The 22,019-nt window shown below is 72.0% G+C and carries 17 protein-coding genes; 9 read left to right on the top strand and 8 right to left on the bottom strand.

Annotation, left to right across the window (positions count from 1 at the left end):
* Positions 1–143: 143 nt before the first annotated feature.
* Together ACQEVS_RS21300 and ACQEVS_RS21295 are read left to right on the top strand one after the other, a co-directional pair.
* Positions 144–1,706 (top strand): MFS transporter, encoded by a 1,563-nt coding sequence (locus ACQEVS_RS21300; RefSeq protein WP_433022660.1) that lies wholly within the window; start codon positions 144–146, stop codon positions 1,704–1,706.
* Positions 1,703–2,335, top strand: a complete 633-nt coding sequence (locus tag ACQEVS_RS21295; protein ID WP_433022658.1) for a TetR/AcrR family transcriptional regulator — start codon at positions 1,703–1,705, stop codon at positions 2,333–2,335. Before ACQEVS_RS21300 ends, ACQEVS_RS21295 begins: the two co-directional genes overlap by 4 nt.
* Before the next feature lie 75 nt (positions 2,336–2,410).
* Here ACQEVS_RS21295 and ACQEVS_RS21290 read toward each other — a convergent pair whose 3' ends face one another.
* Positions 2,411–4,453, bottom strand: a complete 2,043-nt coding sequence (locus ACQEVS_RS21290) for a thioredoxin domain-containing protein (protein ID WP_433022656.1) — start codon at positions 4,451–4,453, stop codon at positions 2,411–2,413.
* A 217-nt stretch (positions 4,454–4,670) separates the two neighbouring features.
* Between ACQEVS_RS21290 and ACQEVS_RS21285 the strand changes: the two genes are divergently transcribed.
* Positions 4,671–7,973 carry a tetratricopeptide repeat protein gene (locus ACQEVS_RS21285; RefSeq protein ID WP_433022654.1) on the top strand — a complete coding sequence of 1,101 codons (3,303 nt, stop codon included), beginning with the start codon at positions 4,671–4,673 and terminating at the stop codon, positions 7,971–7,973.
* Positions 7,974–8,456: 483 nt separating this feature from the next.
* On the opposite strand, the gene ACQEVS_RS21280 is transcribed toward ACQEVS_RS21285, so the two are convergent.
* Complete coding sequence (locus ACQEVS_RS21280; RefSeq protein WP_433027781.1) at positions 8,457–8,750, bottom strand: hypothetical protein; 294 nt, start codon at positions 8,748–8,750, stop codon at positions 8,457–8,459.
* Between the two features lie 7 nt (positions 8,751–8,757).
* Positions 8,758–9,627 carry a mycothiol conjugate amidase Mca gene (gene mca / locus ACQEVS_RS21275; RefSeq protein WP_398265205.1) on the bottom strand — a complete coding sequence of 290 codons (870 nt, stop codon included), beginning with the start codon at positions 9,625–9,627 and terminating at the stop codon, positions 8,758–8,760.
* A 104-nt stretch (positions 9,628–9,731) separates the two neighbouring features.
* Here mca and ACQEVS_RS21270 point away from each other — a divergent pair, with 104 nt between their 5' ends.
* Both ACQEVS_RS21270 and greA read left to right on the top strand, forming a co-directional pair.
* Positions 9,732–10,142 (top strand): DUF4307 domain-containing protein, encoded by a 411-nt coding sequence (locus ACQEVS_RS21270; RefSeq protein WP_433022651.1) that lies wholly within the window; start codon positions 9,732–9,734, stop codon positions 10,140–10,142.
* Between the two features lie 274 nt (positions 10,143–10,416).
* Complete coding sequence (greA, locus tag ACQEVS_RS21265) at positions 10,417–10,914, top strand: transcription elongation factor GreA (RefSeq protein ID WP_004947986.1); 498 nt, start codon at positions 10,417–10,419, stop codon at positions 10,912–10,914.
* A gap of 246 nt (positions 10,915–11,160) precedes the next feature.
* Here greA and ACQEVS_RS21260 read toward each other — a convergent pair whose 3' ends face one another.
* The 3 genes from ACQEVS_RS21260 to ilvA all read right to left on the bottom strand — a co-directional run bounded on the left by ACQEVS_RS21260 (position 11,161) and on the right by ilvA (position 14,738).
* Positions 11,161–12,018, bottom strand: a complete 858-nt coding sequence (locus ACQEVS_RS21260) for an ABC transporter permease (protein WP_433022649.1) — start codon at positions 12,016–12,018, stop codon at positions 11,161–11,163.
* Positions 12,015–13,094 (bottom strand): ATP-binding cassette domain-containing protein, encoded by a 1,080-nt coding sequence (locus tag ACQEVS_RS21255; RefSeq protein ID WP_433022647.1) that lies wholly within the window; start codon positions 13,092–13,094, stop codon positions 12,015–12,017. The genes ACQEVS_RS21260 and ACQEVS_RS21255 overlap by 4 nt, the downstream gene beginning before the upstream one ends.
* Positions 13,095–13,316: 222 nt before the next feature.
* Entirely contained in the window at positions 13,317–14,738 is a 1,422-nt protein-coding gene (gene ilvA, locus ACQEVS_RS21250) for a threonine ammonia-lyase (protein ID WP_433027778.1), read from the bottom strand.
* 188 nt (positions 14,739–14,926) lie between these two features.
* Between ilvA and ACQEVS_RS21245 the strand changes: the two genes are divergently transcribed.
* Positions 14,927–15,427 (top strand): MarR family winged helix-turn-helix transcriptional regulator, encoded by a 501-nt coding sequence (locus ACQEVS_RS21245; protein ID WP_004949133.1) that lies wholly within the window; start codon positions 14,927–14,929, stop codon positions 15,425–15,427.
* Positions 15,428–15,725: 298 nt separating this feature from the next.
* On the opposite strand, the gene ACQEVS_RS21240 is transcribed toward ACQEVS_RS21245, so the two are convergent.
* On the bottom strand, positions 15,726–16,877 hold the full coding sequence (locus tag ACQEVS_RS21240) for a cystathionine gamma-synthase (protein ID WP_433022644.1): 1,152 nt from the start codon (positions 16,875–16,877) through the stop codon (positions 15,726–15,728).
* A gap of 165 nt (positions 16,878–17,042) precedes the next feature.
* Between ACQEVS_RS21240 and ACQEVS_RS21235 the strand changes: the two genes are divergently transcribed.
* From ACQEVS_RS21235 to ACQEVS_RS21225, 3 genes are all read left to right on the top strand, one after another.
* Positions 17,043–18,113 carry a hypothetical protein gene (locus ACQEVS_RS21235; protein WP_433022642.1) on the top strand — a complete coding sequence of 357 codons (1,071 nt, stop codon included), beginning with the start codon at positions 17,043–17,045 and terminating at the stop codon, positions 18,111–18,113.
* A 119-nt stretch (positions 18,114–18,232) separates the two neighbouring features.
* The gene (msrA, locus tag ACQEVS_RS21230; protein WP_433022640.1) at positions 18,233–18,907 is read left to right on the top strand and encodes a peptide-methionine (S)-S-oxide reductase MsrA; all 675 of its coding nucleotides are present in this window, start codon (positions 18,233–18,235) and stop codon (positions 18,905–18,907) included.
* Positions 18,908–19,549: 642 nt separating this feature from the next.
* Positions 19,550–20,407: a phosphotransferase enzyme family protein gene (locus tag ACQEVS_RS21225; protein WP_433022638.1), complete on the top strand. Its 858-nt coding sequence runs from the start codon at positions 19,550–19,552 to the stop codon at positions 20,405–20,407.
* Positions 20,408–20,410: 3 nt separating this feature from the next.
* Here the strand turns inward: ACQEVS_RS21225 and ACQEVS_RS21220 are convergent, their stop codons facing one another.
* Positions 20,411–21,781: a sporulation protein gene (locus ACQEVS_RS21220; protein WP_433022636.1), complete on the bottom strand. Its 1,371-nt coding sequence runs from the start codon at positions 21,779–21,781 to the stop codon at positions 20,411–20,413.
* Positions 21,782–22,019 lie beyond the last annotated feature (238 nt).

Here is a 22,019-nt window from a genome sequence, read left to right as displayed (position 1 = left end):
CCCTGTACACAGCGTGACACACCCCACTGACAATCAGCGCCGCGCCAGGAGACGGCAAGGGGAGCGTCAAGAATCGACTGTCTCAATCTTTTGGGAGTTACTATCAAAAGAATGAAACAGTCGGATCCTGCCCGAGGAGCGCCGTGACGACCACGCCCACCCTGTCCCCGCCCAGCGCGGACCCCCGCCCCGACCCCCGCCGCTGGTGGGCCCTGGGGGCGATCGTCGCCTGCATGCTCGTCCTGGGCTTCGACGGCACGATCCTGAACGTGGCCCTGCCGACCATGGCCACCGAACTCGACGCCGACGCGGGCGCCCTCCAGTGGATAGCCGACTCGTACCTCGTCGTCTTCGCCGCGCTGATGCTCCCCGCGGGCCTGCTGGGCGACCGCTTCGGCCGCCGCCGCACGCTCGTCGCCGGCCTCGTCGTCTTCCTCGCCGGCTCACTGATCGGCACCTTCGCCCAGGACGCGGGCACCGCCATCGCGGCCCGCTCGGTCATGGGGATCGGCGCGGCCTTCATCATGCCGCTCGCGATGTCCGTGCTCCCCGCCCTCTTCACACCCGAGGAGCGGAGCAAGGCCGTCGGGGCGGTGTCCGGCGCCTCCGCGCTCGGCCTGCCCCTCGGGCCGATCATCGGCGGGTTCCTGCTCGACCACTTCTGGTGGGGCTCGGTCTTCCTGATCAACGTGCCGCTCGTCGGCGTGGCCGTCGTCGCCTGCCGGTTCCTGCTCCCGGAGATGAGGAACCCCACGGCTCCCGGCGTCGACGGCCTCGCCACCGTGCTCACCGTCGGCGGCCTCGGCACCCTCGTCTACGGCGTCACCGAGGGACCCGGCCGCGGCTGGACCTCCCCGGCGGTCCTCGGTACGCTCGCCGCCGCCGTCGTCCTGCTCACCCTGCTGACCCTGCGGTCACGGCGGCAGACGCAGCCGATGCTCGACCTGACGCTGCTCCGGCACCGCGGCTTCCTGTGGAACACCATCGCCGCCTCCCTCGCGATGTTCGTCTTCACCGGCCTGCTGTTCGTCCTGCCCTCCTATATCCAGACCGTGCGCGGCAACGACGCCTTCGGCACCGGCCTGCGCATGATCCCCCTGCCCGTCGGCATGCTGATCGCCTCCCGGCTCGCTCCGCCGCTGACCCGGCGAGCGGGGGCACGCGTCGTCGTTCCCGCCGGGCTGGTCGTGCTCGGCCTGGGCGCGCTGCTCGGCAGCCGGACCGCCGCGGGCGACGGTTACGCGTTCACCGCGGCCTGGCTGGTCCTGGCCGGCGCCGGCACCGGACTGGCCTTGATCCCCGCCATGGACGGCGCCATGGGCGCACTGCCCCGCGAGCGCGTGGGCGTGGGTTCCGGTCTCCTCATGACCCTGCGCCAGGTGGCGAGCGCGATCGGCGTCGCGATCCTGGGCAGCCTGCTCACCTCCGCGTACCGCGCGCACCTGGAGACGCCCCGGGTGCCGGCCGCCGCCGCGGGGGCGGCCGAGGAGTCGGTCATGGGGGCCCACCGAGTGGCGGCCGGGCTCGGCGACACCCGCTCCGCGGACGCCGCCTACCTGCACGGCATGGACCTGACCCTGCTGGCCTCCGGCGGCATCGCCTTCGCGGCGGCGCTCCTGGTCGCCACCTTCCTGCCCGGCATCCGCGCACGGGCGGCGATCACGCCCACCACTGTGGCCGCCGAAACACCGAATGCCCGACAATGACAGTCATGGCCTCCGCACAAACCTCCCCCGCCGCCCAGCCGGGCCCCCGGCTCGGGCTGCGCGAACGGAAGAAGATCCAGACCCGCCAGGCGATTCGCGCCGCCGCCTACCGGCTCTTCGAGGAGCAGGGGTACGACGCGACGCCGGTGGACCAGATCGCGGAGGCCGCCGACGTCTCGCCCAGCACCGTCTTCCGGTACTTCCCGACCAAGGAGGACATCGTCCTCACGGACGAGTACGACCCCGTCCTGGAGGCGGCGCTCCGATCCCGCCCGGCCGACGAGCCTCCGCTGCGCGCGATCCGCAACACCGTCCTGGAGAGCCTGCGGGACCTCCTCGGCGCCGCCAGCCCCGAGATGCGGATGCGCAACCGGCTGATCCGGGACGTCCCCAGCCTGCGGGCCCGCGCCAGCGAGGGCGTGGGCGAGTCGGCGCGCCTCCTGCGCTCCGTCCTGGCCGAGCGCACCGGCCGCCCGGAGGACGACTTCGAACTGCGCGTCGTGACGACCGCCGTGCTGGTCACCATGCAGGAGGCCGTGATGGTGTGGGTGGACGAGGGCCAAGCCGGCGATCCGCTCGACTACCTGCAGCGTGCGCTGGACGTGCTGGAGCGGGGCCTCACCCTCTGAACCCTCTGAGCCCTCTGAGCCCTTCCAGCCCGCTCAGCCCGGTGAGCGCTGTCCCGCCCCAGCCCCCGGGCGGGTTCACCTCCCCCTCAGCTTCGCGGCGAGCTCCTCGGGGTCGGAGGTCGGCGCGTCGCAGGTGAAGCCGCGACAGACGTACGCGGCCGGGCGGCCGGCCAGCAGCGGCCGGTCCGCCAGCAGCGGCACCTCGGCGGCCGTCGCCGAGGCCGGTTCTCCCAGGGCGACGGCCAGCCCGGGCCGCTGGGAGAGCAGGGCGGTGCGGTGCAACTCCCGGGTGGCCGGGTCGTCGTACGGCCCGACGACGGCGACCTCGTAGGGCCCGTCGAGCAGCGCCTCCGCCACCGCCAGACCCCACCCGATGAAGCGCGGCGCCTTGGGCCCGAGGGCCCGCACCACGCCGAGCGCCCGTTCGGCCGCCTCCCGGTGCGGCGCGCTCCCCGTGAGCGCCGCGTAGGTCAGCAGGGCACCGGCGGCCGCGGTCCACCCCGACGGGGTGGCGTTGTCCGTCGGGTCCTGCGGGCGGCGGATGAGGGCCTCGGCGTCGTCCGCCGTGTCGAAGAGGGCGCCTTCCTCGTCGCGGAACCGGATCAGGACGGTGTCCAGCAGCAGTCCCGCGAAGTCCACCCAGACGCCCTCGCCGGTGACGGCGGACAGCGCGAGGAAGCCCTCGGCCACGTCCGCGTAGTCCTCCAGCACGCCCGCGTGGCCACCGGCGACACCGTCCAGGGAGGTGCGGAAGAGGCGCGCCTTCCAGTCCATGTGGGTGCGGACGAGCAGGTCGGCGGCGTCCGTCGCGGCCTGGACCAGGTCGAGGCGGTCGAAGTAGGCGCCGGTCTCGGCCAGCGCCGCGACGGCCAGGCCGTTCCATCCCGCCACGACCTTGTCGTCCCGGCCGGGCCGGGGCCGCCGGGCGCGGGCGGCCAGCAGCCGCTCCCGGATCGACGCGATCCGCTCGGCGTCCACGAGCCGCTCGCTGTCGGGCAGTCGCAGGACGGAGGCCCCCTCTTCGAAGGTCCCCTCCTCGGTGACGCCGAAGTAGTCGGCGGCCAGCTCCGCGTCCGCCTCCCCCAGCACCTCCCGGAGCTCGTCGGGGGTCCACACGTAGTAGGCGCCCTCGCGGTGCCGGCCCTGCCCGTCGTCGCTGTCCGCGTCCAGCGCGGAAGCGAAACCGCCCTGGTCGGTGCGCATCTCCCGGACCAGGAAGTCGGCCGTGTCCAGGGCCACCCGCCGGGCGAGGTCCGACCCGGTGGCCCGCCACAGGTGCGCGTAGACGCGGCACAGCAGCGCGTTGTCGTACAGCATCTTCTCGAAGTGCGGCACGACCCACCCGTTGTCCACGGAGTACCGGGCGAAACCGCCGCCCAGCTGGTCGTGGATCCCACCGCGGGCCATGGCCTCGCAGGTGGCCGTCACCATGTCGAGAACGGCGGCGGACCCCGTCCGGACGTGGTGGCGGAGCAGGAACTCCAGCACCATGGACGGCGGGAACTTCGGCGCCCCGCCGAAACCACCGCGCACCGCGTCGAACTCACGGGTCAGCGCCATCAGCGCCATGTGCAGCTCGTCGGCGGCGGGCGGCTGCCCCCCGGCGCCGCCGGTGAGAGGCCGGCGCGAAAGATCCTCGACGATCCGCCCGGCCACCTCCCCCACCTCGTCCCGCCGGTCGCGCCACGCGGCCGTCACCCCCTCCAGCACCTGCCGGAAGGACGGCATCCCGTGCCGGGGGGCGGGCGGGAAGTAGGTGCCGAAGTAGAAGGGCTCGGCCTCGGGCGTCAGAAAGACGGTCATGGGCCAGCCGCCCTGCCCGGTGGCGGCCTGCACCGCCTCCATGTAGACGGCGTCGATGTCGGGCCGCTCCTCGCGGTCGACCTTGACGGAGACGAAGTGCTCGTTGAGGTAGACGGCGGTCTCCTCGTCCTCGAAACTCTCGCCGGCCATCACGTGGCACCAGTGGCAACTGGAATAGCCGACGCTCAGCAGCACGGGAACGTCCCGGCGCCGGGCGTCCGCGAAGGCCTCGGGTGACCAGGGCCACCAGTCGACCGGATTGTCGGCGTGCTGGAGGAGGTAAGGGGACGTCTCGTGCGCCAGGTGGTTCGGCATGCCTCCATCCTTCCCCAGCAGGAGCCCCGGCCGTCTCATTCGCCACCCCGACTCTCCCCCGGGCTTCCCCTGACAGAACCCTGACGCACTGCGGGCCCTGCCCTGAGACCGTTCAACCGGGTTTTCCACAGGGTGGTTATCCACAGGCCTGCCGGAATCCCCGTCGAAGCGGAAGACTGGGACGCCTTGAGATTCGCTGGTCGAAGGGGGACGGCACATGCAGAGCTCGCTGACCGCGCTGCGGCAGGATCACCGCGCGGAAGTCGAGGGCCTGCTGGAGCAGGCGGTCGGGGAGGAGGTGCGGCGGTCGGGTGGGCGTGTCGACGGTGATGTGCTGCTGCGGCGGGCCCGTGAGGAGTTGGACGTGGTGGCCGGGGCGGCGGCCGAGGAGTACGCGGCGTACGTCCGGGCGCTGGACGAGGAGGGCGCGTCCGTCGGGCCGTTGTCCGCGCGCTTGTCGGGGGCCGCGCTCGGTACGCCCATGCTGGTGACGGCCGTGACGGCGGTGACGGCCTTCGGGGCCGACCTGGGGTACGGGACGTCCACGGGCACCGCTGTCAGTACGGCGGTCGCGGTGGCCCTCGCGGGTTCCGTGGCGACGCTCGCGAAACTGACGGCCGGTCACTGGCCGGCCCGCCATCGGCGGGCGGGGCTGCGCGGACAGCCGGGCGGAGCGGAGCAGTTGAGACTTCAGTGGCGGACGGCGGTGGAGGTGCGGGGCATACGGCCCTTCCTCGACCGGCAGCGGATGCTTCAGGGGGCGCACACCGGTAACGGGACGGCGGCCGGCAAGTCGGGCAAGGGCGGCTCGTCCCGTGGGCCGCAACTGCGGGGTGGTGACCGCAGTGCGATGGCCCGGCAGCGCAGTCTGCTGGCCCGCTCCTTCGATGATCTCCCGCAGGACGGCGGGGTGTTCGCCGGGCGGAAGACGCAGGTGGAGCGGATCGCCCAGTGGGTGCGCCAGGCCCGGGCGAGCACCGAGACGCGGCCGACGGTCGTCGTGCTGCACGGCCCACCGGGCGTCGGCCGGTCCGCGCTGGCGCTGCGCGCGGCCCATCAGCTGCGGGATCAGTTCCGGGGCGCCTGTCTGGTGGACCTGCGGGGCGAGAGCCAGGAGGAGCCGCCGCTGCCGACCCGCGACGCGCTGCTGCACCTGCTCAACCGACTGGGCGCCCCCCGCGACCAGTTGCTCTTCCGGGAACGCACCTCACGCGAGCAGTACCTCAGACGGCTGTCCGAGGTGTACCACAAGCACCTCGCCCGGCTGCCGGTGGCCATCGTGCTGGACGACGCGTCCGACGCGGAGCAGGTGCGCGCCCTGGTGCCCGACCGGTCCGAGTGCCTGGTACTGGTCACCTCCCGCGAGCCGCTGGAGCTGCCTCCGGATCTGGAGGCGTGGGTGCACCGGCTGGAGGTCGGCCCGCTGGACGAGGCGGGCGCGGAGGAACTGCTGCGCTCGGTCGCCGCGCCGGACGAGGATCGGGAGGAGGGCACGGCACGGGAGGACGAGCTCTACGATGCCCAGTCGCTCACCCGGGTAAGGGAGTTGTGCGGTGGTCTGCCGCTGGCCCTGCGGGTGGCCGGGTCCTCGCTCGGCGCACGGACACCGCGCGCGCTGGCCGTGGAGCTGGAGGCGGCGGGCCAGGACGGCCCGGTGGAACGGGCCCTGTGGCTGCGCTACACGGACCAGGGGGAGGATGCCCGGCGGCTGCTGCGGCGGCTCGCGCTGGCCGGCCGGGCTTCACTGGGCGCGGCCGCCGCGGCGGCCCTGCTCGCGGCCGACGGGCAGGAGGCGGCGCAGCGGCTGGCGGAGCTGGCGCGGGCCGGGCTCATCGAGCCGGTGCGCCCCGGGCGCTACCGGATGCACGATCTGGTGCGGGACTTCGCGCACGCGCGGCTGCACGAGGAAGAGGATCCCGGGGAGCGGGGGGCGGCCCAGGAGCGGCTGATCCGCAGTTACGCGGAGCTCGCCGACACGGTCATCCGCATGGTGGACGGCAAGACGTCGACGCGCGCGGACATGTTCTCCGACGGCGCGGCCGGAGGCCACGGCTTCCCGTCACTGGACGCGGCCCTGCGCTGGCTGGACGACGAGTCGAGCTTCATAACGGCCGCACTCCGGCACGCGGAGGGCGTCGACCAGTCGGCGGTGCTGCACCTGCTGGGCGCCCTGTGCGACTACTGCCTGCTCCGCGGGGACCTCTACCGGCTCGGCGAGCTGAGCGAGCTGACGCAGGCCACCGACCGGGAGCTGCTGACCCGCTCGGTGCAGTGGCGCACGGGCGTGGCGGCCCGGCAGCTCGGCGAGCTGGACACCTCCCGGACGACGCTGACGTCGGTGGTGGACCTGTACCTCGACTCCCAGCACCACGCCGGCGCGGCACGGGCCCTGCGCGACCTGGGCATCACCCTCCAGCACCAGGGGAATCTGAAGGAGGCGGCGGCGAAGCTGCGGGAGGCGCTGGAGTTGCAGGCGGCTCCCGAGCTGAGCGGTGACCGGGCGTGGACGATGCACGCGCTGGCCGCGGTGGAGCGCGACCGCGGCCGGCTGGCGGAGGCGCTGGACCTGCTGGCTGTCGCGCTGGAGCTGCACCGGGAGAGCGAGAGCCTGCACGGGCAGGCGTGGGCGCACTTCCAGCTGGGCCAGGTGCGGCTGCGCATGGGCCGCCCCGAACCGGCGGAGGCCGAGCTGCGCCAGGCGCTGGAGCTGTACGGGCGGACACAGGACGCGCGGGGCGCGGCCTGGGCCCTGACCCAGCTGGCGCGGGGGCGGCTGATAGCCGGGGACGCGGCGGCGGCCGTGGAGGGGCTCCGGCAGGCCGTCTCCCGGCACCGGGAGCACGAGGACGCGCGGGGCGAGGCGTGGACCCTCTTCTACCTGGGCCAGGCCCTGGAGGAGCTGGGTGATCTGCCGGCGGCGTTGCGCGAGCTGGAGCGTGCTCGGACGATGTTCAACCGGATGCGTGACGTCTACGGGCTGGCCTGTGCCCGCCACCACTCGGCACGGGTCACCCGCGACCAGCGGGCGGCCCAGACGGGGAGCCTGCGGAACAGCGGTTTCGCCCGGCAGTTGCTCCAGGACGCCCGGCTGGACTTCCAGCGGGTGGGGGTCGCGCACGGTGAGGCGTGGTCGTGCCTGGAGCTGGCGGTGGTCGACGCGGGCAACGGCAGGCTGGAGCAGGCGCTGGAGCTGACGGAGGAGGCGGAGCGGCTGTTCACGGGGTTCGGCGACCGGCGTGGCGAGAGCTGGGCGCGTTTCCTGCGCTGCACCTTGCTGCCGTTCGTGTCGCCGGGCGGCTCGGTGGTGGGCGCGGCCGTGGCCGGGGAGGACCTGGCCCGCCTGCGGCGTGAGCTGCGGGGTGCGGACTGGGCGGTGGACCCGGCACTGGAGCAGTACGCGGAGGCGTACGCGCTGGTGCTGGAGCGCGGGGTGGAGCCGGAGACCGGCTGGCAGGCGTGGCGCCTGGGCATGGTGCCGGGAAGGCGGGCACGGGAGGTGATGGCCGTGCTGCCGCGTTGAGGCCGAGCTGTCGTGCGTGGGAGGCGCGTCACCGCGTCAAGACCGAAACACCGCGCGCAGGCGTACCGCCGCGGTCGAGGGCGGCCCATCGCGCCGAGAGCGGACCATCGGGTGCAGGTATGCCGCCGCGTCCAGACCGGACCATCGCGTGAAGGTGCGCTGCCGCGTCCGGATCGGACCATCGTGTTCGGGCGTGCCGCCGCTTCGGGGCGTGCTGCCGCCGCGACAGGGCTCACCTGCCGCGTGGGCACCGGGCTGCCGAGGCCGGGGCCGCGCCAACCAGATGGTGTCGGGTGGCCGCCCGCAAGGCGACAGGGCTGCGTTACCGCGTCGGGCCTCTGCCGTCGCCGCGTCGGGGCGTGTTCCCCGCCGCGCCGGTGCTGTGTGCCGCGCGGGCCGGATCACCGGTGGCCGCCCGGCCGTCGTCCGGACCGTCCGGATGCCCGCGTGGCGGGCGGCCGGGCGGTTCGGGCCCGCCTCGGGTCAGGTGGAGGGCTTGCCGCCCGCCGCCGGTGCCGCCTCGTCAGTGGTGACGGTGGTGGCAGTGGTGGCGGAAACGGCGGCGGGCGCCGGGGCGGCGCCCTCCGGCGCCTCCTCGAAGGACACCCGCTTCATGTGCTTCGTCATGCTCTTCATCAGCAGCCACACGGCGGCACCGATGACGGCGAACACGATGAAGCCCAGGACACCGGGGGTGACCTTGTTCTTGTCGAGGTCGTCCCCGGCGGCGGCGAGCGGCATCAAGTGGGTGGCGGCGAAGGAGGCAGTCGCGCTCATCATGGACTCAATTGTTGCGGATGCCCGCGAAGAGGTCGTCCTCGGGGAGGGACGTGCCGACGAGCGACTTGGCGAGTTCGTACTCCTCGGTGGGCCACACCTCCCGCTGGAGGTCCAGCGGCACCTTGAACCAGCCGCCGTCCGGATCGATCTGCGTGGCGTGGGCGATCAGCGCCTTGTCACGGATTTCGAAGAAGTCGCCACAGGGGACGAAGGTGGTGAGATTGCGCTCCCGGCCCATGGAGTCCCAGCGCTCCAGCCACTCGCCGTAGGGCGATTCCAGGCCGCGCTCCAGCAGCGCGTCGTGCAGCGCCTGGGTGCGCGGCCGGTTGAAGCCCTGGTTGTAGTAGAGCTTCAGCGGCTGCCAGGGCTCGCCGGCCTCGGGGTAGCGCGACGGGTCGCCTGCCGCCTCGAAGGCCACCATCGAGATCTTGTGGGTCATGATGTGGTCGGGGTGCGGGTAGCCGCCGTTCTCGTCGTACGTGGTGATCACGTGCGGCTTGAACTCGCGGATCAGCTTGACCAGCGCACCGGCCGCCTCGTCGACGTCCTGGAGCGCGAAGCAGCCCTCGGGCAGCGGGGGCAGCGGGTCGCCCTCGGGAAGGCCGGAGTCCACATAGCCCAGCCACTCCTGTTTGACGCCCAGGATGTCCCGGGCCTCGTCCATCTCCTTGGCCCGGACCTCGTGGATGTGCTCCTCGATGTAGGGGTCCCCCTGGAGCTTGGGGTTGAGGATGGAACCGCGCTCCCCACCCGTGCAGGTGGCGACCAGCACGTCCACCCCCTCGGACACGTACTTGGCCATCGTGGCCGCGCCCTTGCTCGACTCATCGTCGGGGTGGGCGTGAACGGCCATCATTCGCAGCTGCTCAGTCAAGGCTCGATCCTCAGTCACTCGTCTCGGCAGACGCCTCCTATAGTGACCGAAGCGGGAGCCGTTTCATTCCGCGTTCACAAATCGGCGTCCGGGAGGCGATGATCATGGCTGCGCAGCGCGAGGCCCTGCCCGAGGGGCGTTACGGCCGCTCGGCGGACGAGCGCGCGAACCGCAAGCTCAAGATCGTCGGAGGGGCGCTGTTCGCGCTGCTGCTCGGGTTCGTCGCGTGGGCCGGTGTGCACTATGTCACCAAGTCGGACGTCAGCGGCCAGCTCATCCGGTCGAAGAAGATCTCCGCGACGTCGGTGCAGGCGGTCATCGAGGTCCGCAAGGAGAAGAACGACAACGGCGTGTGCACCCTTCGCTCGCTGGGTGAGGACGGGTCCGAAGTGGCCCGTAAGGACGTCTCCCTCGACCGCCGTGAGACGCACTTCACCGAGCTCGTCACCCTCCGTACCACCGCTCCCGCCCGCATCACGGAGCTGGAGGGCTGCCGCACCACCGACCGGGGCTGACGGCGGCGGCCGGAGGCGGAGGCCAGGGACGGCCGACGCCTACAGGGAACGGCCGGACGATCGGCGCGGCAACCGGGAAGGCTCGTCGATCACCCTCCTGACCAGCGGTGACGTGCTTCTTGCGGGATTTCGTCCCCCGACTTCTTCCCCCATTCCGGACGTAATTGTTAGGCTCGTGGTTTCGCCCGCCTTTGGAGGTGCACCCTTCTGAGTAGGGCGTTCATTTGTATCCGTGACCCCGAAGTTTTTCCCCCAGCACCGACGAGGAGCACCTGTGACCCAGACCAGCGACAGCGTCACCTGGCTGACTCAGGAGGCGTACGACCAGCTCAAGGCCGAGCTGGAGTACCTGTCTGGTCCCGCTCGCACCGAGATCGCGGCCAAGATCGCCGCGGCGCGCGAGGAAGGTGACCTGCGAGAGAACGGCGGGTACCACGCGGCCAAGGAGGAGCAGGGCAAGCAGGAGCTCCGTGTGCGCCAGCTGACGCAGCTGCTCGAGCACGCGAAGGTCGGCGAGGCCCCGGCCGCCACGGGCGTGGTCGCCCCCGGCATGGTCGTCACCATCGCCTTCGACGGCGACCCGGACGACACCCTGACCTTCCTGCTCGCCTCCCGCGAGTACGCGAGCTCGGACATCGAGACGTACTCCCCCCAGTCCCCGCTGGGCACCGGCGTCAATGGCAAGAAGGTCGGCGAGGACGCCGAGTACGAGCTGCCGAACGGCCGCAAGGCGAAGGTCCGCATCATGGACGCCACGCCGTACCAGGGCTGAACCCGCCCCTCGAGGCGCGCCGCGGAGGCGCGTCGCACCATCCCGCTTCCCGGCCCCGGACCGCCCGCAACGGTCCGGGGCCGGAGCTTTGCCGGGGCGGCCCCGTCGCGTCCCCATCCTCGCCCCGCGGCCGCGTGCCCGCTCTCGCCCCATGTGGCGCGCCTCTCCGCCCCAGCCCCCACAGCCGCCCAACCATCCACTCCACAGCCGCCCAACCACCCTCGCCCCATAGCCGCCTCTCCGCCCTCACCCCGTAGCGGACCGGTACTTCCGTACCGCCAGCCACCGGAACACCAGGATGATCAGGGCCGACCAGATCAGCGACGCCCACACCGGGTGCCGCATCGGCCAGGCAGCCGGCACGGGATAGCCGGGCGGCAGGTTGCCGAAGAGCTCCCGGGCCGCCTGGACGGTGGCGCTGAAGGGGTTCCACTCGGCGATCACCCGCAGGACGGTCGGCATGTTGCCGGACGGCACGAACGCGTTCGAGATGAACGTCAGGGGGAACAGCCAGACGAGTCCGCCCGAGGTGGCGGCCTCCGGCGTCCGCACGGAGAGCCCGATCAGCGCGCCGATCCACGAGAACGCGTACCCCAGCAGGAGCAGCAGGGCGAAGCCGGCCAGTGCCTTCGGCACTCCTTCGTGGATCCGCCAGCCCACGATGGCGGCGACGATCGCCAGCACCACCAGTGTCAGCGCGGTCTGCACGAGGTCGGCGAGGGTCCGTCCGGTGAGGACGGCGCCCCGGGCCATCGGCAGGGAACGGAAGCGGTCGATGAGGCCCTTGTGCATGTCGTCGGCGATCCCGGCCCCCGCCCCCGCGGTGGCGAAGGTGACCGTCTGGGCGAAGATGCCCGCCATGAGGTATTCGCGGTAGAGCGACGGCGCCGTGCTGCCGCCGACGGCGATCGAGCCGCCGAAGACGTAGCTGAACAGCACCACGAACATGACCGGCTGCACGACGCCGAAGACGACCACCTCGGGGATCCGCCGCATGCGCAGCAGGTTCCGCTGCGCGATGACCAGAGAGTCGTGGACGGACCGGCCGACGCGGCCCCGCCGGAACGCCGGCCGCCCGGGCGCGGTGTGGTCGACGGCGGTCATGGCGAGGCCCCTCCCTGTTGAGGTCCCTGCTGAGGTTCCTGGTGAGGTCCCTGTCGAGGCTCTTGTCGCGGTCCCTGCTGATGTCCCCGCTGCCGTCCCTGTCGCGGTTCCCGCCGTCCCTCCGGCTCGCCCGTGCCCTCGGCGGCGTGCCCGGTCAGCGAGATGAACACGTCGTCCAGGGTGGGGCGGCGCAGCCCGATGTCGTCGATGCCGACGTCCCGGGCGTCGAGTTCGCGGATGATCTCGGCGAGCAGCCGGGCGCCGCCGGAGACCGGGACGGTGATCCGCCGGGTGTGCGGTTCGACGGCGGAGCCGCCGTCGCCGAAGCCCCGCAGGACGGCATCGGCGACGGGGATGTGCTCGGGCCGGTGCACGACGACCTCGACGCGCTCCCCGCCGATCCGCGCCTTGAGCTGGTCGGACGTACCGCGCGCGATCACCCGGCCGTGGTCGACGACGGCGATGTCGTGCGCCAGGTGGTCGGCCTCCTCCAGGTACTGCGTGGTGAGCAGCAACGTCGTTCCCCCGGCGACCAGTTCCTGGATGACCTCCCACAACTGCTGCCTGTTGCGCGGGTCGAGGCCGGTCGTCGGTTCGTCCATGAACATCACGGGCGGTCTGACGACCAGGGCCGCCGCGAGGTCGAGGCGGCGGCGCATCCCGCCGGAGTACGTCTTGGCGGGGCGGTCGGCGGCGTCGGCGAGGTGGAAGCGGTCCAGGAGCTCGCCGGCCCGGCGCTTCGCCTCGCGCCCGCTCAACTGGTAGAGCCTGCCGACCATCCGCAGGTTCTCACGGCCGGTCAGGTACTCGTCGACGGCCGCGAACTGGCCGGACAGCCCGATGCTGCGCCGGACCTCGTCGGGCCGCCGCAATACGTCGACGCCCGCCACCGAGGCCGTGCCGCGATCGGGTCTGATGAGAGTCGTCAGGACGCGTACGGCCGTGGTCTTCCCGGCGCCGTTGGGTCCGAGCAGCCCCAGGACCGTCCCTTCCGGGACGTCGAGGTCGACGCCGTCCAGGGCCCTTACCTCGCCGAACGCCTTGACCAGACCTTTGGCGTGAATCGCTCCCGGCATGGGGCTTCTCCCCGTTCGGTGGCGTCATACAGGGACGTGGGACTGGGGGTATGGGGGATGTAGGGACGTAGTAGGGGATTTTACGTGCACGGGGAGCATTCCGCCCTGTGAACGAAGATTCCGGATACTGCCGTGGCTTCCGGATACTGCCGTGACCACAGTCGACGGACGGCCGAAGCCATCCGAGACTGCTCGGGACAACCCGAGACAGCTCAGGACAGCTCAGGACAGCACCGGATAGCCCGCCTCCCGCAGCACCGTGCGCACGGCGGCGCAGTGCTCGTGCCCCTTCGTCTCCAGGTGCAGTTCGACCTCCGCCTCCGTCAGCCGCAGCCGCGGGTCGGTGCGGACGTGTCCGATGTCGAGGATGTTGACGTCCGCCGCGGACAGCACCTCCAGCAGGGCGGCCAGGGCCCCCGGCCGGTCGGTGATCCGCAGCCGCAGCGAGAGGTAGCGGCCGGCGGCGGCCATGCCGTGCCGCAGGACGCCCTGCAACAGCAGGGGATCGACGTTCCCGCCGGACAGCACCGCTACGACGGGTCCCTCGAACGAGCGCGGGGCGGCCAGCAACGCGGCGACCGGACTCGCCCCGGCCGGTTCCACCAGCAGCTTCGCCCGTTCCAGGCAGAGCAGCAGCGCGCTCGCCAACTGGTCCTCGGAGACGGTGCGGACCTCGTCCACCAGCCGCCGGACGATACCGAACGGTACGTCGCCGGGGCGCCCGACCTTGATGCCGTCGGCCATCGTGGCCGGCGCCTCCACGGTCACCGGACGGCCGGCGGCCAGCGACCGCGGATAGGACGCCGCGTCCGCCGCCTGGACGCCGACGACCTTCACATCCGGCCGCAACGCCTTGAGCGCCACGGCGATCCCGGCCGCGAGCCCGCCACCGCCCATGCCCACCACGACGGTGCGCACCTCGGGACACTGCTCCAGGATCTCCAGTCCCACGGTTCCCTGGCCGGCGATGACGTCCGGGTGGTCGAAGGGGTGGATGAGGACCGCGCCCGTGCGCCGCGCGTGCTCCCGAGCGGCGCGCAGCGCGTCGTCCACCACCTGTCCGCGCAACCGCACTTCGGCTCCGTACTCACGGGTGGCGACGACCTTCGGCAGCGGTGCGCCCTCCGGCATGAAGACCGTGGACCGCACTCCGAGCAGGGAGGCCGCGAGGGCCACGCCCTGGGCGTGGTTGCCCGCGCTGGCCGCGACCACGCCGGCCGCACGCTCCGCCGCGGAGAGGCCCGCGATCCGGACGTACGCGCCGCGGACCTTGAACGAGCCGGTCCGCTGGAGGTTCTCGCACTTGAGGTGCACCGGTGAACCGATCAGTCCGGAGAGATGCCGGCTGCCCTCCAGCGCGGTGACCCGGGCGACGCCGGACAGCGTCTTCTGCGCTTGGCGGATGGCGTCGAGGGTGACGGAGAGGTCAGGGAGATCGGAGGGGCCCGAAAGCTCCGGGAGGAACTCCCCGGACGCCCCGGAGTCTCCGGCAGGGTCGGAAGGGTCAGCAGAACCAGGAGGATCAAGAGGACCGGAAGGACCAAGAGGACCAGGAGGACCGGAAGAACCGGAAGGACCGGTCATCGATACCGAGGACATCGGCGAACCGGGCGGAACGCGCGCCGGACGGTCGCCGCCGCCCACTCGTGCAGCCATACCGCCAGTCTCGCAGCCCCGGCCCCGCCGCGGGGCCGCCATCCGAACGAACGGGACCCCGCGACCATACGAACCGACCGGTTTGCCCGGCGACGGCACGCGCGCCCGTCCGGCCGCGTACTCTGTCCCCCATTCCCGAGCAATTCCAGCCCGCCGCACGAAGTGAGTCCCCAGCCATGCCCACCCCTCCGGACATGACGACCGACCTCGCACCAGGTGTCCTCGACACTCTCCAGCACCAGGTTGCCGTCTTCGCCCGTCGCGCAGAACAGACCCGGCTCGGTGGCGTCGGCCGGGTCCACAACTCGATGGATCGCGCCGCCTACCTCCTGCTCAACCGCCTCGACCAGGAAGGCCCGATGGGCGTCAAGGCGCTCGCCGCGGGCATGGGCATCGACTCGTCGACCGTCACCCGGCAGGTGGCGCCCCTCGTCGACACGGGCCTGGTCAAGCGCACCTCGCACCCCGAGGACGGCCGGGCCGTGGTCCTCCAGCTCTCGCCGCGCGGCAAGGCGCGGTTGGACGAGGTCCGCGCTTCGCGCCGGCAGCTGATGGCGCTGTGCACGGAGGGGTGGACGGAGGAGGAGCGGGCGGTGTTCTGCACGTTGCTGACGCGCTTCAACTCCGCGCTGTCCGAGGTGCACAGCTCTTTGCCGCAGGTGCCGCCGGCTTCTTGACGGCGGTGCCGTCCTTCGGCGGTGCCGACGCGGTTGGTGCGGAGTCCGCTCCTCCGCCCGCTCGCGCGTAGGCACCGCGCGACGGGCGCCGACGGCGTCATCTGCCGTACGGCGCCCGGCTGTCCGGTGTGGGGGGGCCGTGGGTGGTGGTTGCCCCGGCCCCTCCCTTTCTCCCCCAGCTACCGCTGGGAGGTGCCCCCAGTTTCCCGGGGCTGCCGCCCCGGACCCCGAAACCGCGCTCCGCGCGGTTGTCCTCAAACGCCGGACGGGCTGAAGTGCGCGCCCAGGCTGAAAAGGCTCAGCCCAGCGCCTGCTTGATGTCCGCCAGCAGGTCGTCCACCGACTCGATGCCCACGGACAGGCGGACGAGGTCCGCCGGGACCTCCAGGGCCGAGCCGGCCACCGAGGCGTGGGTCATCCGGCCCGGGTGCTCGATCAGCGACTCGACGCCGCCGAGGGACTCACCGAGGGTGAACAGCTTGGCGCGGTTGCAGACCTCGACCGCCGCCTCCTCGCCGCCCTCGACGCGGAACGAGACCATGCCGCCGAAGGCGCGCATCTGCTTGGCGGCGACCTCGTGCAGCGGGTGCTCGGGCAGGCCGGGGTAGTAGACCCGGGTGACCTTGGGGTGGGAGAGCAGCAGGTCGGCGACGCGCTCGGCGTTGGCGCTGTGCCGGTCCATGCGGACGGCGAGGGTCTTGATGCCGCGCAGCGTCAGCCAGGAGTCGAAGGGGCCGGCGACGGCGCCCATCGCGTTCTGGTGGTAGGCGAGCTCGTCGCCCAGCGCGGCGTCGTTGGTGATCAGGGCGCCGCCGACAACGTCGGAGTGGCCGCCCATGTACTTGGTGGTCGAGTGCACGACGACGTCCGCGCCGAGCGCCAGCGGCTGCTGGAGGTAGGGGCTGGCGAAGGTGTTGTCCACCACCAGCTTGGCCCCGCCCTCGTGGGCCACCTGGGCGACGGCGGCGATGTCCGTGATGCCGAGCAGCGGGTTCGAGGGGGTCTCGACCCAGACGGCCTTGGTGCGGTCGGTGATCGCGTCCCGGACGGAGGCGGGGTCCGAGGTGTCGGCGACGGACCACTCGACGCCCCAGCGGCCGACGACCTTGGCGAACAGCCGGAACGTCCCGCCGTAGGCGTCGTTCGGGATGACGACGTGGTCGCCGGGGGCCAGCAGCGTACGCAGCAGGCAGTCCTCGGCGGCCAGGCCGGAGGCGAAGGCCAGGCCCCGGACGCCGCCCTCCAGCGCCGCCAGGTTCTCCTCCAGGGCGGTACGGGTCGGGTTGGCGCTCCGGCTGTACTCGTACCCGCCGCGCAGGCCCCCCACGCCGTCCTGCTTGTAGGTGGAGACTTGGTAGATGGGCGGCACGACGGCCCCGGTCAGCGGGTCCGCCTCCTGCCCGGCGTGGATGGCGAGGGTCTCGAAGGATTGCTGCTGCTGGTCGCTCATTGTTCCGAGAGTAGTACCCGCCTTACCGGAATAGTCCTGTTCACTTGTAACCGGCGGATGAACGATCGACCGGACCATGGAATCGGAGGTCAGGAACGATCGGGCGCACTGCCTCGTCCTTACGTCGTCGACACCCTCGCACTCCCCTCCCATCCAGGACAGCTCATGGAGTTTCTGTTCATCCTGCTCGCCCTCGTCGTGGTCTGCGGCGTCGTCGTCGCGCCCGCGCTGCGCCGCCGGCGCGCGGCCCAGGACGCGCTGCGGGGCGCCGGCGCGGCCGTCGATCCGTCGTACGGGCACGGCTTCGTACCCCCCGAGCGGCTGGACGTACGCCTGCCGGGCCCGGATCCCGAGCTGCTGGCCGCCGTCGAGGAGGCCCGCCGCACCCAGGACTGGAACCCGGCCGCCGAGCTGCTGGCCCGCACTCCGGCGGACGGCTCCGCCGAGCTGCGCTGGCAGCGCGTGCAGACGCTGGCCGGAGCGGCCGCGCGGGAGCTGGCCGAGGCGCCCGGCACCGGCGGCATGTGGCTGCGCCACTGGCGCGTGGTGGCCCCCAAGGACGCGGGCGGCGCGGCCGTCCAGGCCGAGTTCCTGGTCCAGCAGGCGATGCGCGACCCCGCGTCGCAGGACTACCGCATGATCCTGGAGGAGGCCCGGACGGTCTGCGCCGAGGCCGCGCTGCTCGCGCCGGGCGACCCCGTCCCGTACATCGTGCGGCTGAACGTCGAGCGGGGGCTCGGGGCGAGCGAGGCGGAGTTCCAGTCCGTCTGGGAGACCGTGCTGTCCCGCGCACCGGGGCACATGGGGGCGCATCTGGTGGCGCTGCGCTACTGGAGCGCGAAATGGCACGGGTCGCAGGAGCAGGCCGACGCCTTCGCCCGGCGCGCCGCCGCGGCCGCCCCGCAGGGCAGCCTGCTGCCCGCGCTGCCCCTCTTCGCCGTCCACGACCACCTGCCCGACGTCAACCTGGTGCGCGGCCTGTACGAGAGCGTCGTGGTCCGGGACGCGATCGAGGCGGCCCAGTACGCGGTCGTCCACGCCCCCGCCGACCACCCCGTCCTGCCGCACGTGCGGCACCTGCTGGTCTGGTTCCTCGTCAACGCGGGACGGTACCCCGAGGCCCTGGAGCAGCTGCGGGCGGTGGACGGCCACATCGGCGCGATCCCGTGGACGTACGAACAGGACCCGGTCGCCGTGTACACCGCGTACCGTGCGCGGGCGGTCTCGGGGTTCTGAGCGGGAGACGGGCGGGGAGCGGCCGGGGGGAACCGGGAATTCCGACGCCCGGGCCGCGCGTTTCCCTGATCCGTACGGCACCGCACCGTATCGTCCACCGCCGCCGCCCTGGAGTCGTGATGCTCTTCCCCCACCTCCGCCACGACCACCGTCTGCCCACCGAGCAGGAGGCCCTCGAGGGCCGCCCCGAACCGGCCTTCCCGCTCGCCGGCCGTCACACCGTCCTCGGCAACCCGCTGGCCGGTCCCTACCCCGAGGGCCTGGCCGTCGCCGACTTCGGCCTGGGCTGCTTCTGGGGCGCCGAACGCCGCTTCTGGCAGACGCCCGGCGTGTGGACGACCCTCGTCGGCTACCAGGGCGGCATCACGCCGAACCCGACGTACGACGAGGTGTGCAGCGGCCTGACCGGGCACACGGAGGCGGTCCGGGTGGTCTTCGACCCGGCCGTCGTCCCCTACGAGACGCTCCTCAAGGTCTTCTGGGAGTCCCACGACCCCACCCAGGGCTTCCGCCAGGGCAACGACCGCGGCACCCAGTACCGCTCCGCGATCTACACCCACTCCCCCGCCCAACAGCACGCCGCCGAGACCTCCCGCGACGCCTACCAGACCGTCCTCCGCGCCTCCGGCCACGGCGACATCACCACCGAGATCGCCCCGGCGGGCCCCTTCTACTGGGCCGAGGAACATCACCAGCAGTATCTTGCGCGCAACATTAACGGCTACTGCGGTTTGGGCGGGACGGGCGTGAGCTGCCCGATCGGGGTCGCCGACGCTCCGTCCCCGGATGCCTGAGGAACCGCGCACGACCCTGTACCGGCTCCGTCGGGCAGCCTGGGGCATCTGGATCGAACTGACAGCCTCGGCCGCGACAACCGCCGTGGCACCGGCGCACGGCGAGCGAGTTTCGAGCGGGGTGTGGCTCGACGCCACCCCCCCGCCTCAGGCATCCGACCGAAGATCACTCGTACAAGCGGCTCTCACACGATGAAGTGGCCTGGCTCCGCCACGGTCTGATGCTGGCAACCCCGGCCCTTACCGCCGCCCTTCCAACGGACCAACACACCCTGGTCACCGTCCACGGCGTCCGATTCCCTGAGGCGGACTACCAGCCCGAGGGCCTGGCGGCGGCCCTGCTCCTCTGGGCCGAGCAAGAATTTGCGCTCCCACCCCATCCGATCATCGCTGCCTTCGACCACTCGGCCAACCGCTACGTCTACGACTGGGGCGCAACGGCGCAGCCGTAAGCCGTATCGAGCGGCAGCACATAGCGTGCGGGTGGGTACGGTCCTGGTGTGCCCGGCGCGCGCGGGGCTGGTCACCGTTGTGCGTGCGCGTCGGCGGATCGCGCGCGACTAGGGGAGCTGGTTCGGCATGGGGTCTCATGCTGCTCGGATACCGGGGGAAGGGTTCACGACGGCGGAGGCCGGGCGAATCATGGCCGCCGCGTGCAGATCGGCGGGGCTGGGTGGTGAGGGCGCGGAGTTGATCCGGCTGGGGGAGAACGCGCTGTTCCGGCTGGCGTCGGCGCCGGTGATCGTCCGGGTGGCCCGGTCGTCGGACTATCTCCCGTCGGTGCGCAAGGAAGTGGCCGTGGCGCGCTGGCTGCACCGGGAAGGGTTCCCCGCCGGCCGGGTGGTGGAGGATCTGGAACAGCCCCTCGTCGTGGACGGGCATCCGGTGACGTTCTGGCACCTGATCCGTAGTGATGGTCGCAAGCCCACGTACGGGGAGCTGGGGGCCCTGCTGCGGGAGCTGCACGGGCTGACTCCGCCAGCCGGGCTCGATCTACCGGCGTACGACGCGTTCGGGCGGTCGGCCCTGCGTATCGAGCGGGCGCCCGGGATACCCGAGGACGACCGACGTTTCCTCCGCACCCTCCACGCCGAGCTGCGCGACGCGGTGACGGAACTGCGGTTCGGATCGCCCAAGGGGCCCGTGCACGGTGACGCGCACGTGCAGAACCTCATGGTGGACGACAAGGGACAGGCGGTCTTCATCGACTTCGAAGCGTTCAGCTTCGACCACCCGGAGTGGGACCTGAAGGTGACCACCGTCGAACATCAAAGCCTCCGCTGGCAGACACGGGAACAGTTCGCCGCCTTCGTCTCCGCCTACGGCCGGGACCTGCGCAAGTGGTCCGGCTACCCGACGCTGCGCCGGATCCAGGAATTCACCATGACCACCTGGCTGATGCAGAACGCGTCCACCGGCGGGCGACCGGCGGAGGAGTACGCCCGGCGGATCGCCTCCTTGCGGGACGTGAACGCGCCGCGCGACTGGCGGCCGCTGTGACGCTCACTCCTCGTCGAGCCGGGCGAGCGCCTGAGTGACATGTTCGTTGAACTCTGCGACGGCACGGTTGCCGGAGTAGACGCTCACCTCGGCGCGGAAATCGTTCACGTACCGCTGGAAGCGCGCGGACTGGAGGGTGTCACCGGCGTCCACGGCCAGGGTGGCGGTGGTCAGAGCGCCCTCCAGCTCGCCGTTGAGAAGCTGGCTCTGGGCGAGAACCATCCGGCAGAAACCAAGGCTGCGGGCGTACCTGGGGTCGGTGACGTCCACGGCGCGCTGGGCGTGCTGCTGGGCTTCCCGGCGGTGCTTGAGATCGCGGAAGCAGTGGCAGAACTCGCCCATGAGCTCGGCCGGGGTGAAGTAGGACAGCCACTCCGGATCGGTCGTCGTATCCGCCCGCTCAAGGTGGCGTTCGGCCTCGTTCATCGCCCGGGCGGCTCCTGCCGCGTCTCCGGCGTTCGATAGGGCGCGGGCTTCCATGGCGGCGAACATGGACATGGCGCGTGGGGTCGCCCGGCCGCGTGCGCCTTCGAGGGCGGCGCGGGCCAACCGGGCGGATCGGGTGTACTCACCGAGGTAGTTCGCCTGGTGGCTGAGGTTGGCCAGGATCCGGCCGCCGAACATCCGGTCGTCGGTGATCTGGGTAAGGCGCAGAGTTGCCGTCAGGTACTGATAAGCGAGCCGGTGGTTACCCGAGTCGTACGCGGTCCACCCGAGCAACTGGGCGATTTCCAGGGCCGCGCCGTGCAGGGCGGTCCCCACCTTCTCGCTGTAGCTCGCGCCGAGCAGCGGTAAGACCTCGTGGCGGAAGTACTGCCGGAGCGCCTTGTGGCCGTGGCCGCCGCCGAACTGGAAATCCAGCTCCATGAACATCTTGCCTGCGGTACGGATCGCCCGGACGTCGCGCATCCCCACCCGCTGAGAACCGGGACGGTCGGCCTGGACGCCGTCCGGTCGCGCGGTGATCCAGGACAGCACGGCGGCGTTCAGGTCGCCGTCGGCCACCAGGAGGCGGCTCTCCTCGGCGGGGTCGCCGCCCTCCGCGCCAAGGCTGTCCAGTTTGGCCAGGGCTTCGGCGGACGAAGCGGGATAGTCGATCACGGCGGGGGCCGGCTGCTCCGCTTCCCGGAAGAACCCCAGATCGCCGGTCCGGACGGGGCGGCCGAGCTTGGCGCTCAGCGCCTCGGCCATGATCGCCGCTGTTCCGGGCTTGATGCCGGCACCGTCGCGCCACCGCTGGACGGACACATGCGTCGTGCCCAGGTCCTCGCCGCGCCGGGCAGCGATGTCCCGCATGCGCTTGGCGAGCCCCTTGTTCGAGACACCGGCCTCGTCCAGGAGGGAGATCAACCGATCGTTCGGCACTCGACTCATTCCGCCCCCTGCCATCCCTCATGACGGCTGGCGTCCATCCTGACACAGTGAGTGAGGCCGATGGGGGTTCATTGATGAACCCCCTTGGCTATAGCGGGTGTTCACGTGAACCCCCTGGCGAACGCTCCCGACGTTCCTCCACTGGTCGTTGACTGTGCGGCACGCGATGCCGACCGCAAGTAACAGTCGGCAGGCTGGAGGGGAAAGTGAATGACCGCAGGAACATCCGTCCGTCTGG

Origin of the sequence: Streptomyces sp. CA-181903 (assembly GCF_050937075.1) — a bacterium.
Lineage (GTDB): Bacteria > Actinomycetota > Actinomycetes > Streptomycetales > Streptomycetaceae > Streptomyces.
This window is presented reverse-complemented; position numbering and strand designations above follow the sequence as displayed.

Coding starts and splice junctions, on each gene's coding strand:
- ACQEVS_RS21280 (WP_433027781.1), bottom strand. CDS start 8,750: ATGAGCGCGACTGCCTCCTTCGCCGCCACCCACTTGATGCCGCTCGCC.
- ACQEVS_RS21295 (WP_433022658.1), top strand. CDS start 1,703: ATGACAGTCATGGCCTCCGCACAAACCTCCCCCGCCGCCCAGCCGGGC.
- msrA (WP_433022640.1), top strand. CDS start 18,233: ATGCTCTTCCCCCACCTCCGCCACGACCACCGTCTGCCCACCGAGCAG.
- ACQEVS_RS21285 (WP_433022654.1), top strand. CDS start 4,671: ATGCAGAGCTCGCTGACCGCGCTGCGGCAGGATCACCGCGCGGAAGTC.
- ACQEVS_RS21240 (WP_433022644.1), bottom strand. CDS start 16,877: ATGAGCGACCAGCAGCAGCAATCCTTCGAGACCCTCGCCATCCACGCC.
- ACQEVS_RS21245 (WP_004949133.1), top strand. CDS start 14,927: ATGCCCACCCCTCCGGACATGACGACCGACCTCGCACCAGGTGTCCTC.
- ACQEVS_RS21270 (WP_433022651.1), top strand. CDS start 9,732: ATGGCTGCGCAGCGCGAGGCCCTGCCCGAGGGGCGTTACGGCCGCTCG.
- ACQEVS_RS21260 (WP_433022649.1), bottom strand. CDS start 12,018: ATGACCGCCGTCGACCACACCGCGCCCGGGCGGCCGGCGTTCCGGCGG.
- ACQEVS_RS21235 (WP_433022642.1), top strand. CDS start 17,043: ATGGAGTTTCTGTTCATCCTGCTCGCCCTCGTCGTGGTCTGCGGCGTC.
- ACQEVS_RS21225 (WP_433022638.1), top strand. CDS start 19,550: ATGGCCGCCGCGTGCAGATCGGCGGGGCTGGGTGGTGAGGGCGCGGAG.
- ACQEVS_RS21220 (WP_433022636.1), bottom strand. CDS start 21,781: ATGAGTCGAGTGCCGAACGATCGGTTGATCTCCCTCCTGGACGAGGCC.
- ACQEVS_RS21290 (WP_433022656.1), bottom strand. CDS start 4,453: ATGCCGAACCACCTGGCGCACGAGACGTCCCCTTACCTCCTCCAGCAC.
- ACQEVS_RS21255 (WP_433022647.1), bottom strand. CDS start 13,094: ATGCCGGGAGCGATTCACGCCAAAGGTCTGGTCAAGGCGTTCGGCGAG.